This is a genomic window from Streptomyces sp. NBC_01635, assembly GCF_045209715.1.
Taxonomy (GTDB): Bacteria; Actinomycetota; Actinomycetes; order Streptomycetales; family Streptomycetaceae; genus Streptomyces; species Streptomyces hirsutus.
In genome coordinates this window covers 460,130-477,639 of record NZ_CP109277.1, presented here as the reverse complement: position 1 = coordinate 477,639, position 17,510 = coordinate 460,130, and the positions used below count along the sequence as shown (strand labels likewise).

14 protein-coding genes and 5 pseudogenes are annotated in these 17,510 nt (G+C 68.3%); 12 read left to right on the top strand and 7 right to left on the bottom strand.

Annotation, left to right across the window (positions count from 1 at the left end):
* Nucleotides 1–365: 365 nt before the first annotated feature.
* Together OHB56_RS02410 and OHB56_RS02405 are read left to right on the top strand one after the other, a co-directional pair.
* Complete coding sequence (locus OHB56_RS02410; protein ID WP_406358883.1) at nt 366–1,463, top strand: MerR family DNA-binding transcriptional regulator; 1,098 nt, start codon at nt 366–368, stop codon at nt 1,461–1,463.
* 203 nt (nt 1,464–1,666) lie between these two features.
* Nucleotides 1,667–2,906, top strand: a pseudogene (locus OHB56_RS02405) (IS3 family transposase).
* 27 nt (nt 2,907–2,933) lie between these two features.
* Here the strand turns inward: OHB56_RS02405 and OHB56_RS02400 are convergent.
* Nucleotides 2,934–3,251: pseudogene (locus tag OHB56_RS02400) on the bottom strand (integrase); the annotation flags it as partial.
* Nucleotides 3,252–3,566: 315 nt separating this feature from the next.
* On the opposite strand from OHB56_RS02400, the gene OHB56_RS02395 reads away from it, so the two are divergent.
* The 3 genes from OHB56_RS02395 to OHB56_RS02385 all read left to right on the top strand — a co-directional run bounded on the left by OHB56_RS02395 (nt 3,567) and on the right by OHB56_RS02385 (nt 5,372).
* Complete coding sequence (locus OHB56_RS02395) at nt 3,567–3,866, top strand: DUF6342 family protein (protein ID WP_406351345.1); 300 nt, start codon at nt 3,567–3,569, stop codon at nt 3,864–3,866.
* Nucleotides 3,867–4,021: 155 nt separating this feature from the next.
* Nucleotides 4,022–4,477 (top strand): hypothetical protein, encoded by a 456-nt coding sequence (locus OHB56_RS02390; protein ID WP_326756733.1) that lies wholly within the window; start codon nt 4,022–4,024, stop codon nt 4,475–4,477.
* Nucleotides 4,478–4,715: 238 nt separating this feature from the next.
* The gene (locus tag OHB56_RS02385) at nt 4,716–5,372 is read left to right on the top strand and encodes a transposase family protein (RefSeq protein WP_406351343.1); all 657 of its coding nucleotides are present in this window, start codon (nt 4,716–4,718) and stop codon (nt 5,370–5,372) included.
* Nucleotides 5,373–5,703: 331 nt separating this feature from the next.
* Here the strand turns inward: OHB56_RS02385 and OHB56_RS02380 are convergent, their stop codons facing one another.
* Nucleotides 5,704–6,024, bottom strand: coding sequence for a peptidase inhibitor family I36 protein (locus OHB56_RS02380; RefSeq protein ID WP_326756735.1), 321 nt, complete (start codon nt 6,022–6,024; stop codon nt 5,704–5,706).
* Between the two features lie 565 nt (nt 6,025–6,589).
* On the opposite strand from OHB56_RS02380, the gene OHB56_RS02375 reads away from it, so the two are divergent.
* Nucleotides 6,590–7,183 carry an isochorismatase family protein gene (locus OHB56_RS02375; RefSeq protein WP_406351342.1) on the top strand — a complete coding sequence of 198 codons (594 nt, stop codon included), beginning with the start codon at nt 6,590–6,592 and terminating at the stop codon, nt 7,181–7,183.
* Nucleotides 7,184–7,302: 119 nt separating this feature from the next.
* Here OHB56_RS02375 and OHB56_RS02370 read toward each other — a convergent pair whose 3' ends face one another.
* The gene (locus tag OHB56_RS02370; RefSeq protein ID WP_326756737.1) at nt 7,303–7,641 is read right to left on the bottom strand and encodes an SCP2 sterol-binding domain-containing protein; all 339 of its coding nucleotides are present in this window, start codon (nt 7,639–7,641) and stop codon (nt 7,303–7,305) included.
* 405 nt (nt 7,642–8,046) lie between these two features.
* On the opposite strand from OHB56_RS02370, the gene OHB56_RS02365 reads away from it, so the two are divergent.
* The 3 genes and pseudogenes from OHB56_RS02365 to OHB56_RS02355 all read left to right on the top strand — a co-directional run bounded on the left by OHB56_RS02365 (nt 8,047) and on the right by OHB56_RS02355 (nt 11,336).
* Nucleotides 8,047–8,169 carry a DUF6207 family protein gene (locus OHB56_RS02365; RefSeq protein ID WP_326756738.1) on the top strand — a complete coding sequence of 41 codons (123 nt, stop codon included), beginning with the start codon at nt 8,047–8,049 and terminating at the stop codon, nt 8,167–8,169.
* A 555-nt stretch (nt 8,170–8,724) separates the two neighbouring features.
* The gene (locus tag OHB56_RS02360; protein WP_406351340.1) at nt 8,725–10,557 is read left to right on the top strand and encodes a CocE/NonD family hydrolase; all 1,833 of its coding nucleotides are present in this window, start codon (nt 8,725–8,727) and stop codon (nt 10,555–10,557) included.
* 182 nt (nt 10,558–10,739) lie between these two features.
* A pseudogene (locus OHB56_RS02355) lies at nt 10,740–11,336 on the top strand (isochorismatase family protein).
* Between the two features lie 94 nt (nt 11,337–11,430).
* On the opposite strand, the pseudogene OHB56_RS02350 reads toward OHB56_RS02355, so the two are convergent.
* The 3 genes and pseudogenes from OHB56_RS02350 to OHB56_RS02340 all read right to left on the bottom strand — a co-directional run bounded on the left by OHB56_RS02350 (nt 11,431) and on the right by OHB56_RS02340 (nt 13,561).
* Nucleotides 11,431–12,464: pseudogene (locus tag OHB56_RS02350) on the bottom strand (integrase).
* Nucleotides 12,465–12,588: 124 nt separating this feature from the next.
* A pseudogene (locus tag OHB56_RS02345) lies at nt 12,589–12,996 on the bottom strand (hypothetical protein).
* 157 nt (nt 12,997–13,153) lie between these two features.
* Nucleotides 13,154–13,561: a DUF6193 family natural product biosynthesis protein gene (locus OHB56_RS02340; RefSeq protein WP_406351339.1), complete on the bottom strand. Its 408-nt coding sequence runs from the start codon at nt 13,559–13,561 to the stop codon at nt 13,154–13,156.
* A 68-nt stretch (nt 13,562–13,629) separates the two neighbouring features.
* Between OHB56_RS02340 and OHB56_RS02335 the strand changes: the two genes are divergently transcribed.
* Nucleotides 13,630–14,489 (top strand): IS5 family transposase gene (locus OHB56_RS02335; protein WP_406351337.1). Its coding sequence is split into 2 segments (ribosomal slippage): nt 13,630–13,974 and nt 13,977–14,489, totalling 858 coding nucleotides; the frame shifts between segments, so codons are not numbered across the junction.
* A gap of 47 nt (nt 14,490–14,536) precedes the next feature.
* Here OHB56_RS02335 and OHB56_RS02330 read toward each other — a convergent pair.
* Nucleotides 14,537–15,889 (bottom strand): FAD-dependent oxidoreductase, encoded by a 1,353-nt coding sequence (locus OHB56_RS02330; RefSeq protein WP_406358882.1) that lies wholly within the window; start codon nt 15,887–15,889, stop codon nt 14,537–14,539.
* Nucleotides 15,890–16,313: 424 nt separating this feature from the next.
* Between OHB56_RS02330 and OHB56_RS02325 the strand changes: the two genes are divergently transcribed.
* Nucleotides 16,314–16,673 carry a hypothetical protein gene (locus tag OHB56_RS02325; protein ID WP_326756742.1) on the top strand — a complete coding sequence of 120 codons (360 nt, stop codon included), beginning with the start codon at nt 16,314–16,316 and terminating at the stop codon, nt 16,671–16,673.
* Nucleotides 16,674–16,807: 134 nt separating this feature from the next.
* Nucleotides 16,808–17,404 (top strand): hypothetical protein, encoded by a 597-nt coding sequence (locus OHB56_RS02320; RefSeq protein WP_406351335.1) that lies wholly within the window; start codon nt 16,808–16,810, stop codon nt 17,402–17,404.
* The last annotated feature ends 106 nt before the right edge of the window (nt 17,405–17,510 follow it).

Sequence of the window (17,510 nt, the reverse complement as noted above, 5' to 3'; positions counted from 1 at the left end):
TCGCACCGGCCTTTCACGGTTCGCCCTGGCGTGGACGGCATTCGCTCCGAGCGTGGGGTGCGGCTGGACCCGGCCCTCGGGGAGTATCCGAACGAGAATTAGCGGTAGGCGCTGAACCGGATCATGGTCCGGTTGGGAGCGCAAGGGCGTTGACGCGGTTCTCGTACTCGCGGCGGGCCTTGCGCTGTGCCGGGACCGCCGAAGTCCCCGGGGTGCCGTCGAGGGGCTGGCAGCGGGCGAGGAGCCCGCAGTGGACAGGGGTGGTGGTGACGCGCAGGGTGTCCCGCCGCCCGGAGTCAACGCCAGCTCTTGACCCTCACGTGGCGTCAGGCTCCATAGTCGGTGACGTGGAAGATCACTGGACCGTGGGACGCGTGGCCGAGCTGGCCGACGTGAGCGTCCGCACGCTGCATCACTATGACGAGATCGGGCTCGTTCGGCCGTCGACGCGGACCGTGGCCGGGTACCGGGCCTATTCGGAGGGCGACGTGGAGCGGCTGCGGAAGGTGCTGGCCTATCGGCGGTTGGGCTTCGGGCTGCGGGAGGTTGGCGAACTGGTCGGCGACCCGTCCACCGACGCGGTCGCGCACCTGCGCCGACTGCGCGGCCTGCTGCTGGAGCGGCGTGATCGCGCTGACGCCATGGTGACGGCCATCGACAGGGAACTTGAGGCGCGGGCGAAGGGACTCAGGGTGACACCGGAGGAGCAACTGGAGATGCTCGGTGCACGGCTGTACGACGCGATCGGCGGCGCCTACACCGCGACACGGCGTACCGAGCCGCGGATCGCCGCGCAGATATGGGACGCGCTCGGGGACGCGCAGACGGTGCTGAACGTCGGGGCCGGCACCGGCTCCTACGAGCCTGCTGATCGCGACGTGACCGCGGTGGAGCCATCGGCAGTCATGCGGGGGCAGCGACCTGTCGGCTCGGCGCCGTGCGTGGCCGCCGCCGCGGAGAGCCTGCCGTTCGAGGATCACTCCTTCGACGTCGCGATGGCCGTCTCCACCGTTCACCACTGGGGTGACCCGATAGCGGGGTTGCGCGAGATGCGGCGTGTGGCCCGCCGCGTGGTGGTGCTCACGTTCGACACCGACGAGCCTGGATGGCAGGACCGGTTCTGGCTTACCCGCGACTACATGCCCGAGTTCGCCGCCGTCCTCGCAGAATTTCCCTCGCTTGCTGGGATGGTCGACGCGATCGGCGCTCACGCTGAGCCGGTGCCCATCCCATGGGATTGCGCTGACGGCCTGTTCGAGGCGTACTGGCGCCGCCCGGGGGCGTATCTGGAGGATCACGTGCGCCGTGCGATGTCGGTGTGGACGAGGGTCGGGCCGGAGGCCGAGCAGCGGGCGGTACGAAGCCTCAGCGACGACCTCAACTCCGGCCAATGGGCCGAGCGCAACAGCGACCTCGCTGGCCTCGACGCGGCAGATCTCGGCCTCCGCCTGCTCATAGCTTGAACTGCAGCGCGTTTATCAGGCCAGGGGTGCCGACCCGATCAGCAAGGCTTGGGGTGCGGCGGCAGACATTGCATGTCCATTCATGTGCGACATCCCGTGAGTTCTCCTGAACCTCCTTGAGTCCTCAACCCCGTGGCCAGGGGGTTCGCCCTCTGAACCGCTCCGGGTCTGATGGAGGCTCGATTCCCTGAGAGGATCGAGTCATGGCCCGTCCGTCCCCCTACCCTGTCGAGCTTCGTGAGCGTGCGGTGCGCATGGTCGCGGAGGTCCGCCCCAACTACCCAACTGAATGGGCCGCGATGAAGGCGGTCGCCGCAAAGCTGGGCATCGGTTCCGCCGAGACGGTGCGGACCTGGGTCCGCAAGGCCGAGGTCGACACCGGCCGGCGCCCCGGGGTGACTTCGCAGGAGTCCGCGGAGATCAAGCGGCTGAAGGCCGAGAACGCCGAGCTGCGCCGGGCCAACGAGATCCTCAAGGCGGCCTCGGCTTTCTTCGCGGCCGAGCTCGACCGGCCATCGAAGCGCTCGTAGCGTTCATCGACGCCCACCGGCAGGTGTTCGGAGTCGAGCCGATCTGCAAAGTCCTGACCCGCCACGGACTGAAGATCGCGACGAGCACCTACTACGCTGCCAAGAACCGTGCCCCCAGTGCCAGGGCGGTCCGCGACGCGGAGCTGAAGGCCCAGATCAGCCGCGTCCACGCCGACAACTTCGGTGTCTACGGGGTTCGGAAGGTCTGGCGGCAGCTGCACCGCGAGGGCATACCCGTGGCCCGCTGCACGGTCGCCCGGCTGATGCGCGACCTTGGCCTTGAGGGCGCCCGACGCGGGAGGAAGATCCGTACCACCATCCGGGACGACGGCCATGAGCGGGCTGCTGACCTGCTCGGACGCGACTTCACCGCGTCCTGTCCGAACGAGCGGTGGGTCGCCGACTTCACCTATGTCGCGACCTGGTCGGGCATCGTCTACGTCGCCTTCGTCGTGGACGTGTTCTCCCGGGCGATCGTGGGCTGGTCGGCCGCCACCAGCAAGCGGGCCAAGCTCGTCCTCGACGCCCTTGACATGGCCCTGTGGCATCGCGACCGGGCCGGCATGCCCGCCGGTCCCGGGCTGGTTCATCATTCGGACGCGGGCAGTACACGTCTTTCGCGTTCACCGCCCACCTGCTCGAGGCCGGCATCGACGCCTCGATCGGCACCGTCGGCGACACCCTGGACAACGCCCTCATGGAGTCCCAGATCGGCCTCTACAAAACGGAGCTGATCAAGCCCCGCAGGCCCTGGCACGGCCTGGCCGACGTCGAAATCGGTACCGCGGAGTGGGTCGACTGGTTCAACAACCAGCGCCTCCACACCGCCATCGGAGACATCCCGCCCCACGAGCACGAGACCAACTACTACGCTCAACTCCAGCCTCAACCGGCGGCTGGAGTCAACGCATAGAGCCTCCACCGATCCCGGAGCGGTTCAGGGCGGGCGTCCGGTGCGTCGGCGTGTGGTGTAATCCCACTTGGCAGCGATGAACCTGCGATGCCAGGCGAGCAAGGTGCCTGGGGTGACCGGGAAGACCTCGCGCCAGCGTCGCCGGGGTATCAGCACGGACAGGGCGGCGAACCAGAACCGGTCGGCCGGCTCGTAGCGGACCGGGGCGGCCAGCTGCCGGCGCAGGACGGCGTTCTCATGCCGCAGCACGAGCAGCTCGGCGTCCTTCGCGGTGTCACGGCGCAGCAGCACCGACGGGACGGACAGCAGCCTCCGGGCCGCCCTGTACAGCAGGGACACGATCACGCGCATGATCCCAGGGCCGAACCGCACCACTCCCACCTGCGCCGATGATTTTTCGAGCGGCACACGGTACGCAATTATTCAGACATCTGAAGATATTTTTGATCTTTTTGTGGCTAGCTGTGATATTTGCTCCCATCGGGTGAACGGATCGTGTAGGTTCTCGATCTGGTTCGGGAGGCGTTGCGACGCGCCCGGGCTGGAAGGTTCTTTCACTGGGGGAGCGGGGCGCGTCCTTGCCGGGCTGCTGACACGGAGCGACGTGGCTGGAGACCTGCGAGAGGAGTAGCGGTCCGCCTGAACTGGAGGGGAAGCCACATGCCCGATATCGATCTTGGACTGGCGACAGACTGGGACGAGGGCGACACCCACGGCCGCGTCAAGCTGCGGCAGAACCAGGTCTACCCGACCTCACCCAAGAAGGACGTGCTCATCAGCTCGCCGGTGAGCATCGAGCTGTCGGTGAACACGAACTACTCCACCTCGCAGGAGGCGGACAAGATCTACTTCACGACCCACCACGGCTCCACGAAGAAGGTCATCGCGGTACTCGACTCCGACGGCAACCTGCACATCGCCGGCCGCCTGATCACGGAGCAGAAGGACCTGTCGTACTAGAGGGGCAAGGCAGCCCACTCTCCCTCGGACCATCAGCGTGGGCCAGGGCCAGTTTCAGAGGGGCTTGAACAGCATCCAGCCGTCCAAGCCCGGCTGACGAACCCATGGGGGCGGTGGCAGACTCTGCCACCGCCCCCACCTCTACGATCCTGCGCATGATGGATCCCGAGCTGCTGGAATGGATCACCGCGCGCCGCGCGGAACTGGACGAACTCGAAGAACAGCTGGCCCAGCAGCTGGCACAGGTGCGGGCCGAGCGGGACGAACTTGCCGTCGCCGAAAGGGTCCTTGAGCGGGTGAGTGAGCAGCTTGCCGAAGAACGCGCTTCGGCCTCACCGGTGCCCGGGCAGGTGGGCGGCCGGGCGGTGATGCTGATTCCGCACCGCACGACGGATGTGGAGGAGACCATGCTCCCGCCGGACTACCAGCGCATCCTCGCCGCCGTGCGGCAGGCCGCCGGGCCGGTCATGGCCCGGCAGGTCGGTGAGACGCTGGGAGTGGACGTCAGCATGCGGGCCAAGCTGGAACCACTGCGCGGGAGACTGGTCGGACTCGTCGACCGCGGCTGGCTCCGGAAACTGCCCGACGGCCGGTTCACCACCCGTATGTGACCAACGAGGTCGGTGGCGAAGCAGGCGTAACCGAACCGTCCTCGGGGGCCGTTGGAACAGTGTGACGAGCCCCAAAGAACGCACCGCGGACACAAGCTCGCTTGTCTACCGGTGCCGTCTGCCACTGTCCACGCACACCGTCAACCACCTCGCCGACCTACTGCGACGCCACCTGAAAGCGATACGGTCCAGGTGGCAGATCCCGCCACCCGGGCGGATCGCGGTAATCGTCCTTGCCGTGCTGCGGCACGACCAGCGCCTGGCCGACATGGCCGATGGAAACAGCGTGTCCGAGTCCACCGTCCGCCGCTGGCGCGACGAGCTGATCACCCTGCTCGCCGCCCAGGCACCGCGCCTGGACCGCGCTCTGCGGAAGGTCGCCAAGCGGGGCGGGGAGGTGGTCCTGATCGACGGCACCCTCATCCGCACCCAGCGCCGCACCGGGAAGGCAGACCGGCGAAACTATTCCGGCAAGCACCGCTGCCATGGCCTGCACTTCCTCGCCCTCACCGACGAAAACGGCCGCCTGATCTGGATATCCGCCGCCTGGCCCGGCCGCACCCACGACAACACCGCCGCCCGCCACGACCACGTCCTGGCCCACCTGCGCGCCGCCGGCCTCGGGGCGTTGGCGGACCTCGGCTTTCGAGGGCTGGACAACGACATCCTCGACCCCGTGATAGTCACCGGCTACACCGCCGGCAGCACCCACAAGCTCACTCCGGGCCAGAAGGACGCCAACCGCGTCCTCGCCGTCGGACGCGCACCGGTCGAGCACGGCTTCGCCCACCTCAAGAACTGGCGGACCCTCACCAAGCTCCGCACCGATCCCGCCCGCGCCACCCAGCTCCTGCGCGCTCTGCTCGTCCTGACGAATCTCGAAGTCAACCGCTGACGGATGATCCTCTCCGCGGACTCCCGCCCACGACCAGCGCGAGCGCCCCGAGAACCGATCACACCAGCCCTTTGACCTGATCCTTCAGGTGGGCAGAGGCTCAATGTTCTGCACTCGGTGCACGATGCACGACACCGAATGCAGAACATCCAGGGCGCGCCACCCGATGGGCTCCACTCGGTGGCTCCCTGGGCGGCATGAGGCACTACCAGGGCGCCGCACGCCGCTCAGGGGCCGGGACGCGACAAGGGTTGCGTCTACGGGTGCGCCATCTGCGGACTGGTCTGCGTGGTGGCGTGGCCTGCGGTGGTCGAGGTTATGGTCGGTGCCTTTAGACCCACTCGACCCGTTCGACGGTGTCGTTGTGGTCGGCGGGCTCTTCCATGGACTCGCCGGCCTTGAGGATCCGGGTGCCCTTGCTGCTGACCAGCTTCGCGTCACTTTGGGTCTTATTGACCCATGAGGACACGTTCTTCGTCATGCTGCCGCCATCCGCGGGCAGTTCACTGAGGGACACCGTGTACCCGGCGCCGATGCCGTAGGCGGGGCCCTTGCGCCCGTAGTGCTTCCATAGCCCCAACGTCGCCGGAGGGCACTCGCTGTCCTCGATCATGACCACGCCGGCAGGCAGCCTCGTTCCTTGAGTCGTCATAACCCGTTCCCTTCTTCCGGCCCGCCGGCCTGGTGGTAGGCGGTGCCGCTCCCCATCTCAGCGGAAAGCAGCCCAAAGCGCATGTCGGCCAGGCAGTAATCCGGAAGGAGGGAAGGAGAATTGAGGCCGATCGGTGGAAGACCTGCCCCCGCAGGGCTGCGGGCCGGCGCACCTGTGAGCGCTGCTGCACATGGCACGCACGCCCGACAGCATCCTGCGCGAGGTGCTGACCGCCCGCGCCCAGAGCACCGAAGCCGTACCCCCGGAGAAGCCCTGGACGTCCTGTGCTCCTCCCACTCATCGCGGCCCGGTGCCCCTTCCGAACCGCACGTCGTGCAGATGTGGACTCCGCGGGATCCCTGTACCGAGCAGGGGACAGGGCGCCGTTGAGATGGGGTGCAGGTTGCCCCGTTCCGGTTGCCGGACCAGTGCCCAGTGGTGCCCGGCATGAGGCCACCCGTTCGGCGTAGCCGGTCGGGCGCTTCTTGCTGTGATCGTCCAGCATCGGAAGGGATTTCCGCAGTGGTTCTTTCCTGTGTTCCACCGTGCTGATGAGGTGGTCGTGATGAGCCAGGGCTTGATCGTGGTGGATGTGCAGAACGACTTCTGCGAAGGGGGCAGCGTTCCCGTCACGGGAGGGGCGCGGATCGCCTCGACGATCGCGGACCTGGTCGAGCGGAGTGCGGGGCGTGACTACCAGTACGTGGTGGCCACCCGGGATCATCACATCGATTCGGGCAGCCATTTCTCCGAACACCCGGACTTCCAGGACAGCTTCCCCGTCCACTGCGTGGCAGGAGGCGAAGGAAGCGAGTTCCATCCCCACTTCGCGCCTGTCGTCACGGGCGGCAAGGTGCACGCCGTTTTCTTCAAGGGCGCCCACAGCGCCTCCAAGAGCGGCTTCGAAGGCGCGGACGTGGAGGGAACGTCCCTGGCGGACTGGCTGCGTGCCCGCGGGGTCGAGGACGTCGACGTGGTGGGCATCGCGACGGACCACTGTGTGCGTGCGACCGCCCTGGACGCCGTCGCGGCAGGCTTTCGCACACGGGTACGCCTGGATTACTCGGTCGGGGTGGCCCCGCACACGACGGCTGCCGCTCTGGACGACTTCCGCCGGGCCGGCGTCGCGGTTTCCGGCGAGGCATCGGTACCGGAATAGTCCTGGCACCGGTTGTCCAGGCCACCCGTCCACTGGTTGAGGAACATGCGTGGTGAAGCGTGCGCTGAGTCCTCGCGGACCCGTTGCCGTCCCGGACGTCGCTCAACTCTGTGCTGCCTCTATTGTTTGGCGAGCTGGAGCAGGTCAGCGAACTTCTCCGCTGCTGCGGTATTGCCGGTCATCTTGACGTGACCGGCGAAGAAGCCCTGCGTGAGGCCTGACTTCGGGGCGTCATAGACCTTGGCGAAGGTCGAGGCATCCATCACCATCGTGAGGCCGGCACCACCCGGGTTTCCTCGCTCGACCTTCCCGGCCGACGGGTCGATCCACCACTCCCCGCCGCCCTCGCCGGTGATGCTGACCTGGAACTTGGTCTCAACCTTGCGCGCTTCGTCCGCGTGGCGCACAAGACCGGCACCGAAGTCTTCGTCGAACCACTTCTGCACGTCGACAGCCATCAGTTCTCCTCTGAGGGGTCGGGCATAGCCGGACGATTCACCTTGGCACGCTGAGTGTCCGCCTGGAATTCGGACAAAGAGAAGATCACTCCTTAGACGGAGTGAAAGGGTTCACCAGGGGGGTCTCTGCGGACCCCGTACTGCAGCAACGGGACTGCGAGGGCTTACCGCACTTTCGTGCCGGCAATCCGGGGCTGCCATACCTCGGCACGGCCACCGGCTGCGCACTGCGCAGAGGACCAGGAGCGGGCCGGGTACGTTCGCGCTGTGTGCGCAGTGCGGGCGGCAGAACAGAGGCACACCGGTGACCTGCACACGACCGGGTGAAGACACATCTGGTGGTGAACCCGCACCGGCTGCGATGCGTCGATCCAGGATGCGCACGTCGTAGAGCCGGGACTGGTCGTGCTCGACGTCGCGGCCGCGGACGACGACAGCGCCCTCGCCTTCCAGGCAGCGCTCGCCGTGAGCTGGACGACCGCGACCGCCGTCCGCACGGTCAGGGTTCCCTGGGGGAGCCTGGGGTGAGGCTGCGCTGCTACCTCGGTCCGTGCCAGGAACTGCCCGCTGCCGGCATGGCCAGACCACAGAGCCGACCACGCCCTGACCGAGCTCATCGCGGGGAGCCGCGGTCGTTCTTTGCCGAGCAGCGGGATGTGCTGGATGTCGAGGTCGGTGCGGACACGGCAACGGCGCCACTGTCCAGCGTGGTCACAAGCGACGGCGCCCCCCATCACGGCACCCAACGACGTACGGCGCGCTCCATCGTGCCCGCCAAGATCACATGAGGGCTGTCGCAACGCTCTCCCGCTGCGCCCCGGCCTGCGGTCACGGGCCGGCGAGGGTGTCGTGGGCGGTAACCACTTCCCGCGGGGTGCGCGTGGTGCTCAAGGGGCGCTCAGGGAGCGCTCAGGGGGGTGCTCGGATCGCGCTGAGTGGTGGCCGCGCTTCTGCACACCCTGCGCCTTTTGCCTTCGGTGAAGGAGTGGACCGAAAGGATCGGGGACATGCCGGTCCTCCGGCAGACGGCATGTGCCGGCGGTGCCGCAAGGCTCGGTCGGCGACAGCGAGAGGATGGGCATCGTGAGCCACCCGCACAACAGCGACGGCGTGGGTACCGCAGCACAGTTGAACCGGATCGCCCGGCACGGCATCTACACCTCGCCCACGTCGCTGGACCCGGCCGCCGCCCACGTCGCCGAGGCGCTGATCGCCACCCTGGACGGCACGGCTGAGCAGCCGGTGCTGCCCCCTGACCTGCAGAGGCTGACGGAGCAGGTGCAGCAGCAGGCGATCATCGGCTTTCCTCGCATCGCTGCCGAGGGTGGCGTACGGCTGTCGGCGCACACGATCAAGCTCAAGACCGACGAGCCCCGTCCCGTGGTGATCATGCCCGCCGGTTGGACGCCCCTGGGCTGGAGCCTGTTCGAGTACACGTACCTTCAGCTGGCGGTGCGCGGCTACCACGTACTGGCCTACACCCCCCGTGGGATCGGCCTCACGATGGCCGTGCCTGGCAAGGGCTATGTGGACGGGCCGTTCACCTCCGGGGGCACGATCGACGTGGCCGGACCTCTCGACTGGGCCGATGGCTTGACCGTCATCGACTACGCGGAGAAGCACTTCAGTCCCAGCCGGATCGCCTTCATGGGCGAGTCCTACGGTTCGGGTATCAGCCAACTGGTCGCGGCGCACGATCCGAAAGGGCGCGTGGCCGCGGTCGTGGCTCTGAGCACCTGGGGCGACCTGGCCGCGAGTCTCTACCAGCACGACACCCGGCACCTGGCGGCGGTGACCGCCCTGATCAACTTCACCGGCGGTCCGGTCGAGCGGAAATTCGACGCGGCCACCCAGCAGCTCCTGGCGGACTTCCAGGCCGGCCGGAACCTCGACACGGTAGTGGAGTGGGGCAAGAAGCGGGCGCCCTCCTCGTACGCCGACAAGACCAACGCCTGCGGTGTTCCCACGTTCTTCTCCAACACCTGGCACGAGACGCTGTTCGCAGTCAACCAGGTCATCGAGCACTTCGACGGCCTGACCGTGCCCAAGCGCCTGAACCTGTGGATCGGCGACCACGCCGCGCCCGAGGGCGCCGGTCTGACCATCCCGTTCAGCGGGCCGAACGAGCCGGTCGAGGAGGCGTTCGCCTGGCTGGACCACCACGTGCGCGGGATCGACAACGCCGTACCCACCTGGCCCGCGGTCAACAGCCAGATCATGTTCACGTACGAGACCCGGACCGATCCGCAGACCGGAAGCACCGAGATCGTCACACCGGCTTTCCGCGAGTCCAGCCCGTCCTGGGAGGACGTCACCACATCCACCGAACGGTGGTACCTGACGGCCACCGCATCGGACGACCGTGACGGCGGCCTGGCAACCGAACCGGAAATGGGCTGGGAGCGGGAGTTCACCGCCGGGCAGCCGACCGAGGCCGTCGCGGCGGACGCCGTCATCACGAGCGGCCAGGCCGAGTGGAACGGCAACCCGAAGACCTACATCACGGAGAAGTTCGACCGGCAGAACCTCGCGGTCTGGACGAGCGATCCGGTCGCGGCGGACAGCCACGAGGGCGTGGCACGCCGGATCCGGGGCATCTGCGAACTCACGCTGACCGTGCGCAGCACGGCCCCCTCCACGTCCCTGGTGGCCTATCTCTTCGACCTCGGCCCCGACAGCATGGCCCGCATCATCACCCACGAGCCCCTCACCCTCATCGACCTGGCCCCCGGCCAGGACCACAGCGCCGCCTGGAAGCTGCAGGCCGCTGGCTACGACCTGCCCCGGGACCATCGGCTGATGCTGGTCGTCACCAGCAAGGACCCGCTCTACTCGGACGCCAGCGTCGATGGCAGCACCACAACGATCAGCTCCCCCGACGGCAAGGCCGCATGCCTGACACTGCCCCTGGGTTGATCCGGCTCCACGGGGGCGAGGCACTCCTGGCACGCTGACCGTTGCCCGGGGCCGTCCTGCCGGGCGCGGGCTGCCGGATGACCGAGGCCGGCCGCAATGAGGAAGGGGCTGCTGAGGGAAGCGCTCCCGCATGCGGGAGCGGAAAGACCGAGCACTTGAGAACGAAAATGGAGGGCAGCAGCATGGAGCGTGCGCTGATCGTGGTGGACGTGCAGAAGGATTTCTGTGAGGGCGGCAGCGTCGCCGTGGCCGGCGGAGCCGAGATCGCCACATGAGTGTGCGACCTGGTTTCCCGGGCAGCCGAGGCCAGGTACGCGCATGTGGTGGCGACGCGGGACCGTCACATCGACCCGGGAGACCACTTCTCCGACACCCCTGATTTCAAGACCTCCTGGCCGGTGCACTGCGTGGCCGGTACGCCCGGCTCCGGCTTCCACCCGAACTTCACCCCCGCGGTGGAAGCCGGAGCGGTCGACGCCGTCTTCTACAAGGGCGCCTAAGAGGCCGCCTACAGCGGTTTCGAAGGCGCCGACGAGGACGGGTTGGGGATGACGGCGTGGCTGCGGGAGCACGGGGTCACCGTGGTGGACGTGGTCGGTATCGCCACCGATCACTGCGTGAAGGCCACTGCCCTGGACGCGGCCACGGCTGGCTTCGCCACTCGGGTGCTGCTGGACCTGACCGCCGGCGTCAGCCCCAGCACCATCAGGCAGGCCTGCGAAGAACTCCGGCAGGCCGGCGTGGACCTGTCGGGCGCCCCTGTGGTCGCCAAAGCGTAGGAGCCGGGCCCTTACCGTCCGGCCCGGGCATACAGTACATGGGCCGGACGAACTGCTGCCGCGCTGCGCTTGCCGAATACTCCATCCATGCTGGTCAGGCCGCATGTTGGTACTCGTGGAGGGTGCCGCCAAGCCGCGCTCGCCGTCGTATGTCCAGACGGACGATCCTGTCCGGGTCCTCGATCGGAGCGGGCAGTGGGTGGAAGGGGCGGGCGTTCGCGAGGCCCTGGTGCGGCCTGTGCTCGTTGTAAAACGTCTCGAACTCGCTTAGGGCGTACAGGAGATGGCGCTGGTTCCAGATCAATGTGCGTTCCAGCAGTTCGCGCCGGCAGGTCTGCACCCATCACTCCATGACGAGTTCATTCTCGGTATCCGGACGCCGCTGAGCATCACCTCGATACCCGCGTCCTTGAGGACGGCGTCGAACAGCCGCGGGAACTTCCCGTCCCGATCCCTGATCAGATAGCGCGCCCGACAGCCGGTGCCCTCGAGATCCATCGCGCCCAGGATCCGGATCCGGCGGTTCGCGTGCTCGATCGCGGCGAACACGTACAAGCAGGCCCCGGACAGGGTGACCGTCTCGAAGAAGTCGCACGCCAGGAGCACGTCGGCCGGGGAGCGCAGGAAGCCCGCCCGGGTGCTCGAGGCTCGCTCGATGCCGTCCTCCTTCAAGATTTCCCAGACCGTGGATGCTGCCACCTTCACTCCGAGTACGAGCAGTTCACCGTGCAGGCGCCGGTAGCCCCAACTTGGATTTTCCCTGGCCAGGCGCGGTACGAGTGCTCGGATCGAGTGCACGGTGCGGGGCCGGCCTGCGCGCTTCGGCCTGGACCGGGCAGCGTGCCGGTGGGCGAGGAGATCGCGGTGCCGGCGCAGTACCGTGTCCGGCTGCACCGGCAGCCGCATCCGGCGCAGCGCTTTCCTTGGCAGACCGTGGAGCAGCGACGCTGGGAAAGCCCGGTCGCTCACGTGTATCCGGACTCGCTGCCCGTCCAACTGCCGGTCCATGAGGGTGATCTGATGGCGCAGAGTCAAGATCTCGATGTCCTTCTCACGGTCGCTCGTTGACAGCAGCCGCAGCATCGCGAACGCGTTCGTCACGCCCGGGTACGCCGGTCTCAGCAGCACGACCGATCGTCATGCCGCGCCCACCGCCGCGCGATAGCGGCGACTCGATCGGCCACGGACAGCACCCCGAAACCCGCTCCCACCGGTATGGATGAGGCATTCGGCAAGGGCAACGTCCGGGAACCTAGCGCCGCGCGCTACGGGCCAGCCAGGGCGTGAGGTTGGAGTCCAGGATCAGCTCCTTGTACGTCTCGTCCCCGGGCAGCGGCACGATGAGTCACTGGCCGGGCGGGAACAGCCGCCCCTTGGTGGTGGCGAGCCTGCCGTAGACGGACCTGAGGAACCTGGGGACGGAGTCCCGTAGCACGTCGTGGAACTCCACCCCCTCGACGGTGATCCTGGCATCGTCCTCGGGGAACAGCGGGGCGCTCACGGCGGGCGACCTCGCCAGCTCCACGAACGCCTCGTGCGGCAGCGAGCCGTCGGGATCCAACACGGTGAACAGCTCGGCCGACGTGCGTCGTGAGGTCTGGTCCGCGCCGATGTCGTCGCCGATGTCGTCCGTGACGGACATGCTCACCCCGAACTCCATCGCGATCTCACGAATCGCCTGGACAGCGGCCTCAGCGGTCGGCAGAGGCGCTTTCTCCACACTTTGATCAGGCCGGAGAACCCAAAAGAGGTTTAGGGCCCGTCTTCAAAGTTTCTAAGGTTCCGATTTCTGCTTCCGCCAAGCCGGTGCGCCCGCCCTACCTGCTGTCTCGTGCCTTCTCATAAGCAGCCAGTTCCCCTGCATTGCCGGCAAACGCCGGGCCGCAGCCTGGCGGCAGGCGATCGATGACCATCGCCACTGCAGCCTGCGCGCTGTCAGTCTCGGCGATCCGCGGGTTGCTCCGGCTTGGTCCTTCGACGTAGTACCGGCTGTCTCCCAGCGTGCCGATGTACGGGATGTCCCAGGTGTAGTTCATTTCTGTGCACCTGCTGAAGTGCAGCTCCCACATACCGGTCCAAGGGAAGAGTTGACGGAGCACCGGTTTGGCATGCGCTACCCGTACCAGCTCGGCAAACGGCTTCAGAAGCGGTGATTGTTCCGGCCGGGAAGGTTCGCCGTAAGTGGTCAGGACCTTGTGCCAGGCTGCGTCGACGATGTTGGTCATACCGCATTGTGCGGAGTCCCCCCTGCGGCCCTGTCATCAAAGATCACCTACCAGTGGATCATGGTTGGATGCAGAGGCATGAACTCACCGATCAGGAGTGGGGTTCACTCGCTCCGCTCATACCCTCGGCCGCGACTGGCCGACCCAGGGTGGACGACCGACGGGTCATCAACGGGATGCTTTACAAGATCCGCACGGGCGTGCCGTGGCGTGACCTGCCACACCGCTACGGGTCGTGGCAAACGGTCTACACCCGCTCCCGCCGCTATGCGTTGAGCGGTGTCTTCACCCAGGCCCTCCAGCAGATTCAGGCCCAAGCCGATGCAGCCGGCGCCATCGACTGGCTCGTCCAGATCGACTCCACCATCGTGCGAGCTCACCAGCATGCCGCCGCCACCGGCCGAAAAGGGGGATGCGTCCGCCGGACGAACCGGACGATCAGGCCCTTGGTCGATCCCGCGGAGGTCTGACCACGAAAATTCACCTCGCCTGCGACGGCCGCGGCAGGCCCCTGGCTCTCCTGATCACCCCCGGCCAACGCCATGACGGTGTCTGCGCGCAACCGCTGCTGAACGGCATCCGCGTCCCACGACTTGGTCCTGGCCGTCCACGTTGCCGCCCCGATCACGTGATCGCGGACAAGGCCTACAGCTCCCGCGGATTCCGCGCCTACCTGCGCAGACGCGGGATCGGTCACACCATCCCTGAGAAGTCCGATCAACAGCGACACCGACACAACCGCGGCCGCCAAGGAGGTCGGCCACCCGCCTTCGACCGTGGAACCTACAGTCGACGCAACACCGTGGAGCGGTGCTTCAACCGACTGAAGCACTTCCGCGGCATCGCCACCAGGTATGACAAGACCACCGCCTCCTACGAAGCGGTGGTCAGCCTGGCATCGTTCCTGCTCTGGGCAAGATCCCTTTGAAGACGGGCCCTAGACCGGTGCCACTCGCCTGTCCGGATCCCGCCCGCTCAGACCCCGGGGCCCTCCGGTGCCGCGGGAGGCTCCGTCGGCGTCGGCGCTGGCCGAGCGAAGAGGACGGCGCGGGCCACCGGCGGAGCGAACAGCGCGGAGACGGGTTGGGCGAGCGTTAGTACGGCACGGAAGGCGCCGCCCACGACCGGGTCGCCGGGTGCCCTCTCCTGGACCCGGCGCAGGTACCAGTCCGCGACCCGGTCCGCGGGACCGCCGTCGAGGGCGCTGCCAAGGGCACCCGGCATCTTGCGGTCCGCCCCGGCGGAGATGTCCCACGCCTGCCGGGACGCCGCGAGCAACGCCCGCTGCGCGCGCCGGGTCGTAGGCGTACGGTGCGGATCAGCGAGCGCGTCACGCAGGGCGACCGCGCTCATCGCGGCGACGGCCATGCCCTGGCCGTAGATCGGGTTGAAGGTGCACAGCGCGTCGCCGGTGGCGAGGAACCCCGCCGGCGGGCCGGGCAGGTCGTAGCGGCGGCGGACGTTGGCGGTGCGCCGGTAGCCGAATGGCGGGGAGAGCGGTTCGGCCTCGTCCATCCAGCGGTCCAGGAGCGGATGGCCCAGCCGCTTGGCGTACGTTACGAACTCGTCGTCGTCCGTGGGCGGTTCGTCGCCGCGCAGCCCGGAGACGATCACTAGGTGGGTGCCGTCCTCCAGGGGCAGCGCACCGCCGCCGTGCAGATGGGAGGGGCCGGGATAGACGTAGTACCCGACGGTCGCACCGTCGAGAACCCCCTTCGGACCGCGGTAGACGCGAGAGGCGTAGGCGAGGCCCGTGTCAAGGGTCTCCTCGTGTGGGGCCGCGGCGCCGATCGCGGCGAGCCACTGCGGGGCCTTCGTACCGGCGCCGGAGGCATCGATGACCAGGTCGGCTTCCAACGCCCGGAGTTCTGCGCGCGTGTCCCCGGATCGCTCCCGCAGCAGCACGCCCCGCACCCGCGAGGCGTCACCGAGGAGCCCCATGACATCGGTGCCCTCCACGGTGTCGATCAGTGGGTTGGCGAGAACCCGCCGCCGTACCAGCTCCTCCAGTTGCGCGCGGGACCCGGTGTAGATGTGCGTGGAGGCGGACACCCGGCGGAACCAGCGCCCGGCCTGCCAGAGCACCATGTCCGACGGCATGCCCACCCACGGCGCGCCTGCCTCCCGCAACTCCGTGAGGAAGCCCGGCAGTAGCGCTTCCATAGCCACCTGCCCACCCTGCAGCAGCACATGGGGATGGCGCCCCTGCGGCACCCCGGGCCGCGGCTCGGCACCGCCCGGGAACCGGTCCCGCTCGACGACGGTCACCCGGTCGGCACGCCCGGCCAGCACATGCGCCGCGAGCAGCCCCGCGAGACTCCCACCCACGACCACCACATGCCGCCCACCCCAACGGCCCGCCCCTACGGCAGAGTTCACCGGCCCACTCCCTGGTCGCCCCGACACCGAGTCGACACAAGTATCCCGCCGTCCAGGTCAGGTTGGCCGAGTTTCAGCCCTTCTGCCCGCCCGTCCGGAGGCGCAGCACAAGCCGAGAGGTTCGGCGAGGCTGTCGTAGAGGTCTATCCGCGCCGCGCGCTGCAGGGGGTTGCGTAGGGAGTGGCACAGCTCTCGGTCAGATGGGCCTTGAACCCGCACTAGAACAGGTCCTCGCCTTCCGCTGCCCAGCGCGCGTCCGGGTCGTATGGAGAGGCCAGACGCAGATGGCCGGGCGGGGCGCCGTCTGTCTCGGCCTGCCGCATGTGGATCGCCGAGGACCAAATCGGTCCAGGACGACCAGCGGCAGGTGTGGGTGCTCACCAAGCGAGGACACGACGAGGCGAAGAAGTTGCTGGAGTCGAAGGGCATACGGGTCTCCGTCCTGCGGGAGGCGAAGTACCACCCGATCACCGGGGAGCTGCTCGCCACCGGCTACGACGACCACGCCGCGGCGGTCACCTCGACGGCCGCCGAACTCCACCGCGCAGGGATCGGGCACCGGCTCGGATTCCAGACCGGGATCGGTCACCGGCTTGGCAACAGCTACGTGCAGCGGGCGGACCTGGTGGTGCGGGCGCCTGCGGCCGGGGTGCCGGTGCTGTTGCTGGAGATCGACCGCCGCACCGAGGACGCGCACGACCTGGTGCACAAGCTGCGCCGGTACTGGGAGTGAGGCCGGCTGCTGCCACGGGACGCGGACAAGCACGCCGTGGACCTGGCCCGCTCCCGGTCGGACCGATCGAGCACGTCGACCACGAGAAGCGGTTGTGGCGCCGGGTCTACCCGCCGACCGGCCGGGAGGGCCTGGTGCCGCTGGCGTTCGTTTTCGCGGACACCACGGCCGTGAAGGTCACCGACACGGTCGCCGTGCTGGAGGAGGCCGGCCGCCGCTACTGGGCGCCGCGCCGGTACCGGACCATCCACCAGGGGATCACGGCCCGGGACTACGGCCAGGCGGTGCCCGTCGTCGTCACCACCCTGGAGCAGCTGACGGAGCACGGCGCCGGCGCAGCGGTGTGGCGGCGGCTGGGACGGGCGGGCGAGCAGACGCTGACGGCCGTACTGAACAGCCCCGACGCCGACGCCCTCTACCGCGGCCAGGCGGCCCGTGCCGACGCGGAGGACAAGCGGCGCCGTGCCGCTGAGCGGGAGGCGCAGTGGCCGGTGTGCTCGAGGTGCGGGACGAAGTTCACCGACGAACGGTGGGAGGAGACCACCACCCGGGACCCCTGGAAGACGGCTGGCGGCCGGTCCGTGTGCGGCAACTGCCACGCCGACGACATCGCCCGACAGGAAGCCGCCGCCGAAGCCGCCCGGCGCCAGGCTGCCGCTCCGCCGGAACCGAAGGACGACGGCCAGGAGGCAGGCAAGCCCCGCCGCGACCTGTTCCGTCGGCGGGCCTGACCCGGGCAAGCCGAAGGCAACCCTGGGCAAGCCTCCCTCCAACGGGGGCTTGCCCAGGCCGCCTGCTCGGCGCTGGGCTGGAGACCGCGCGCCGAGACCCGGCCGC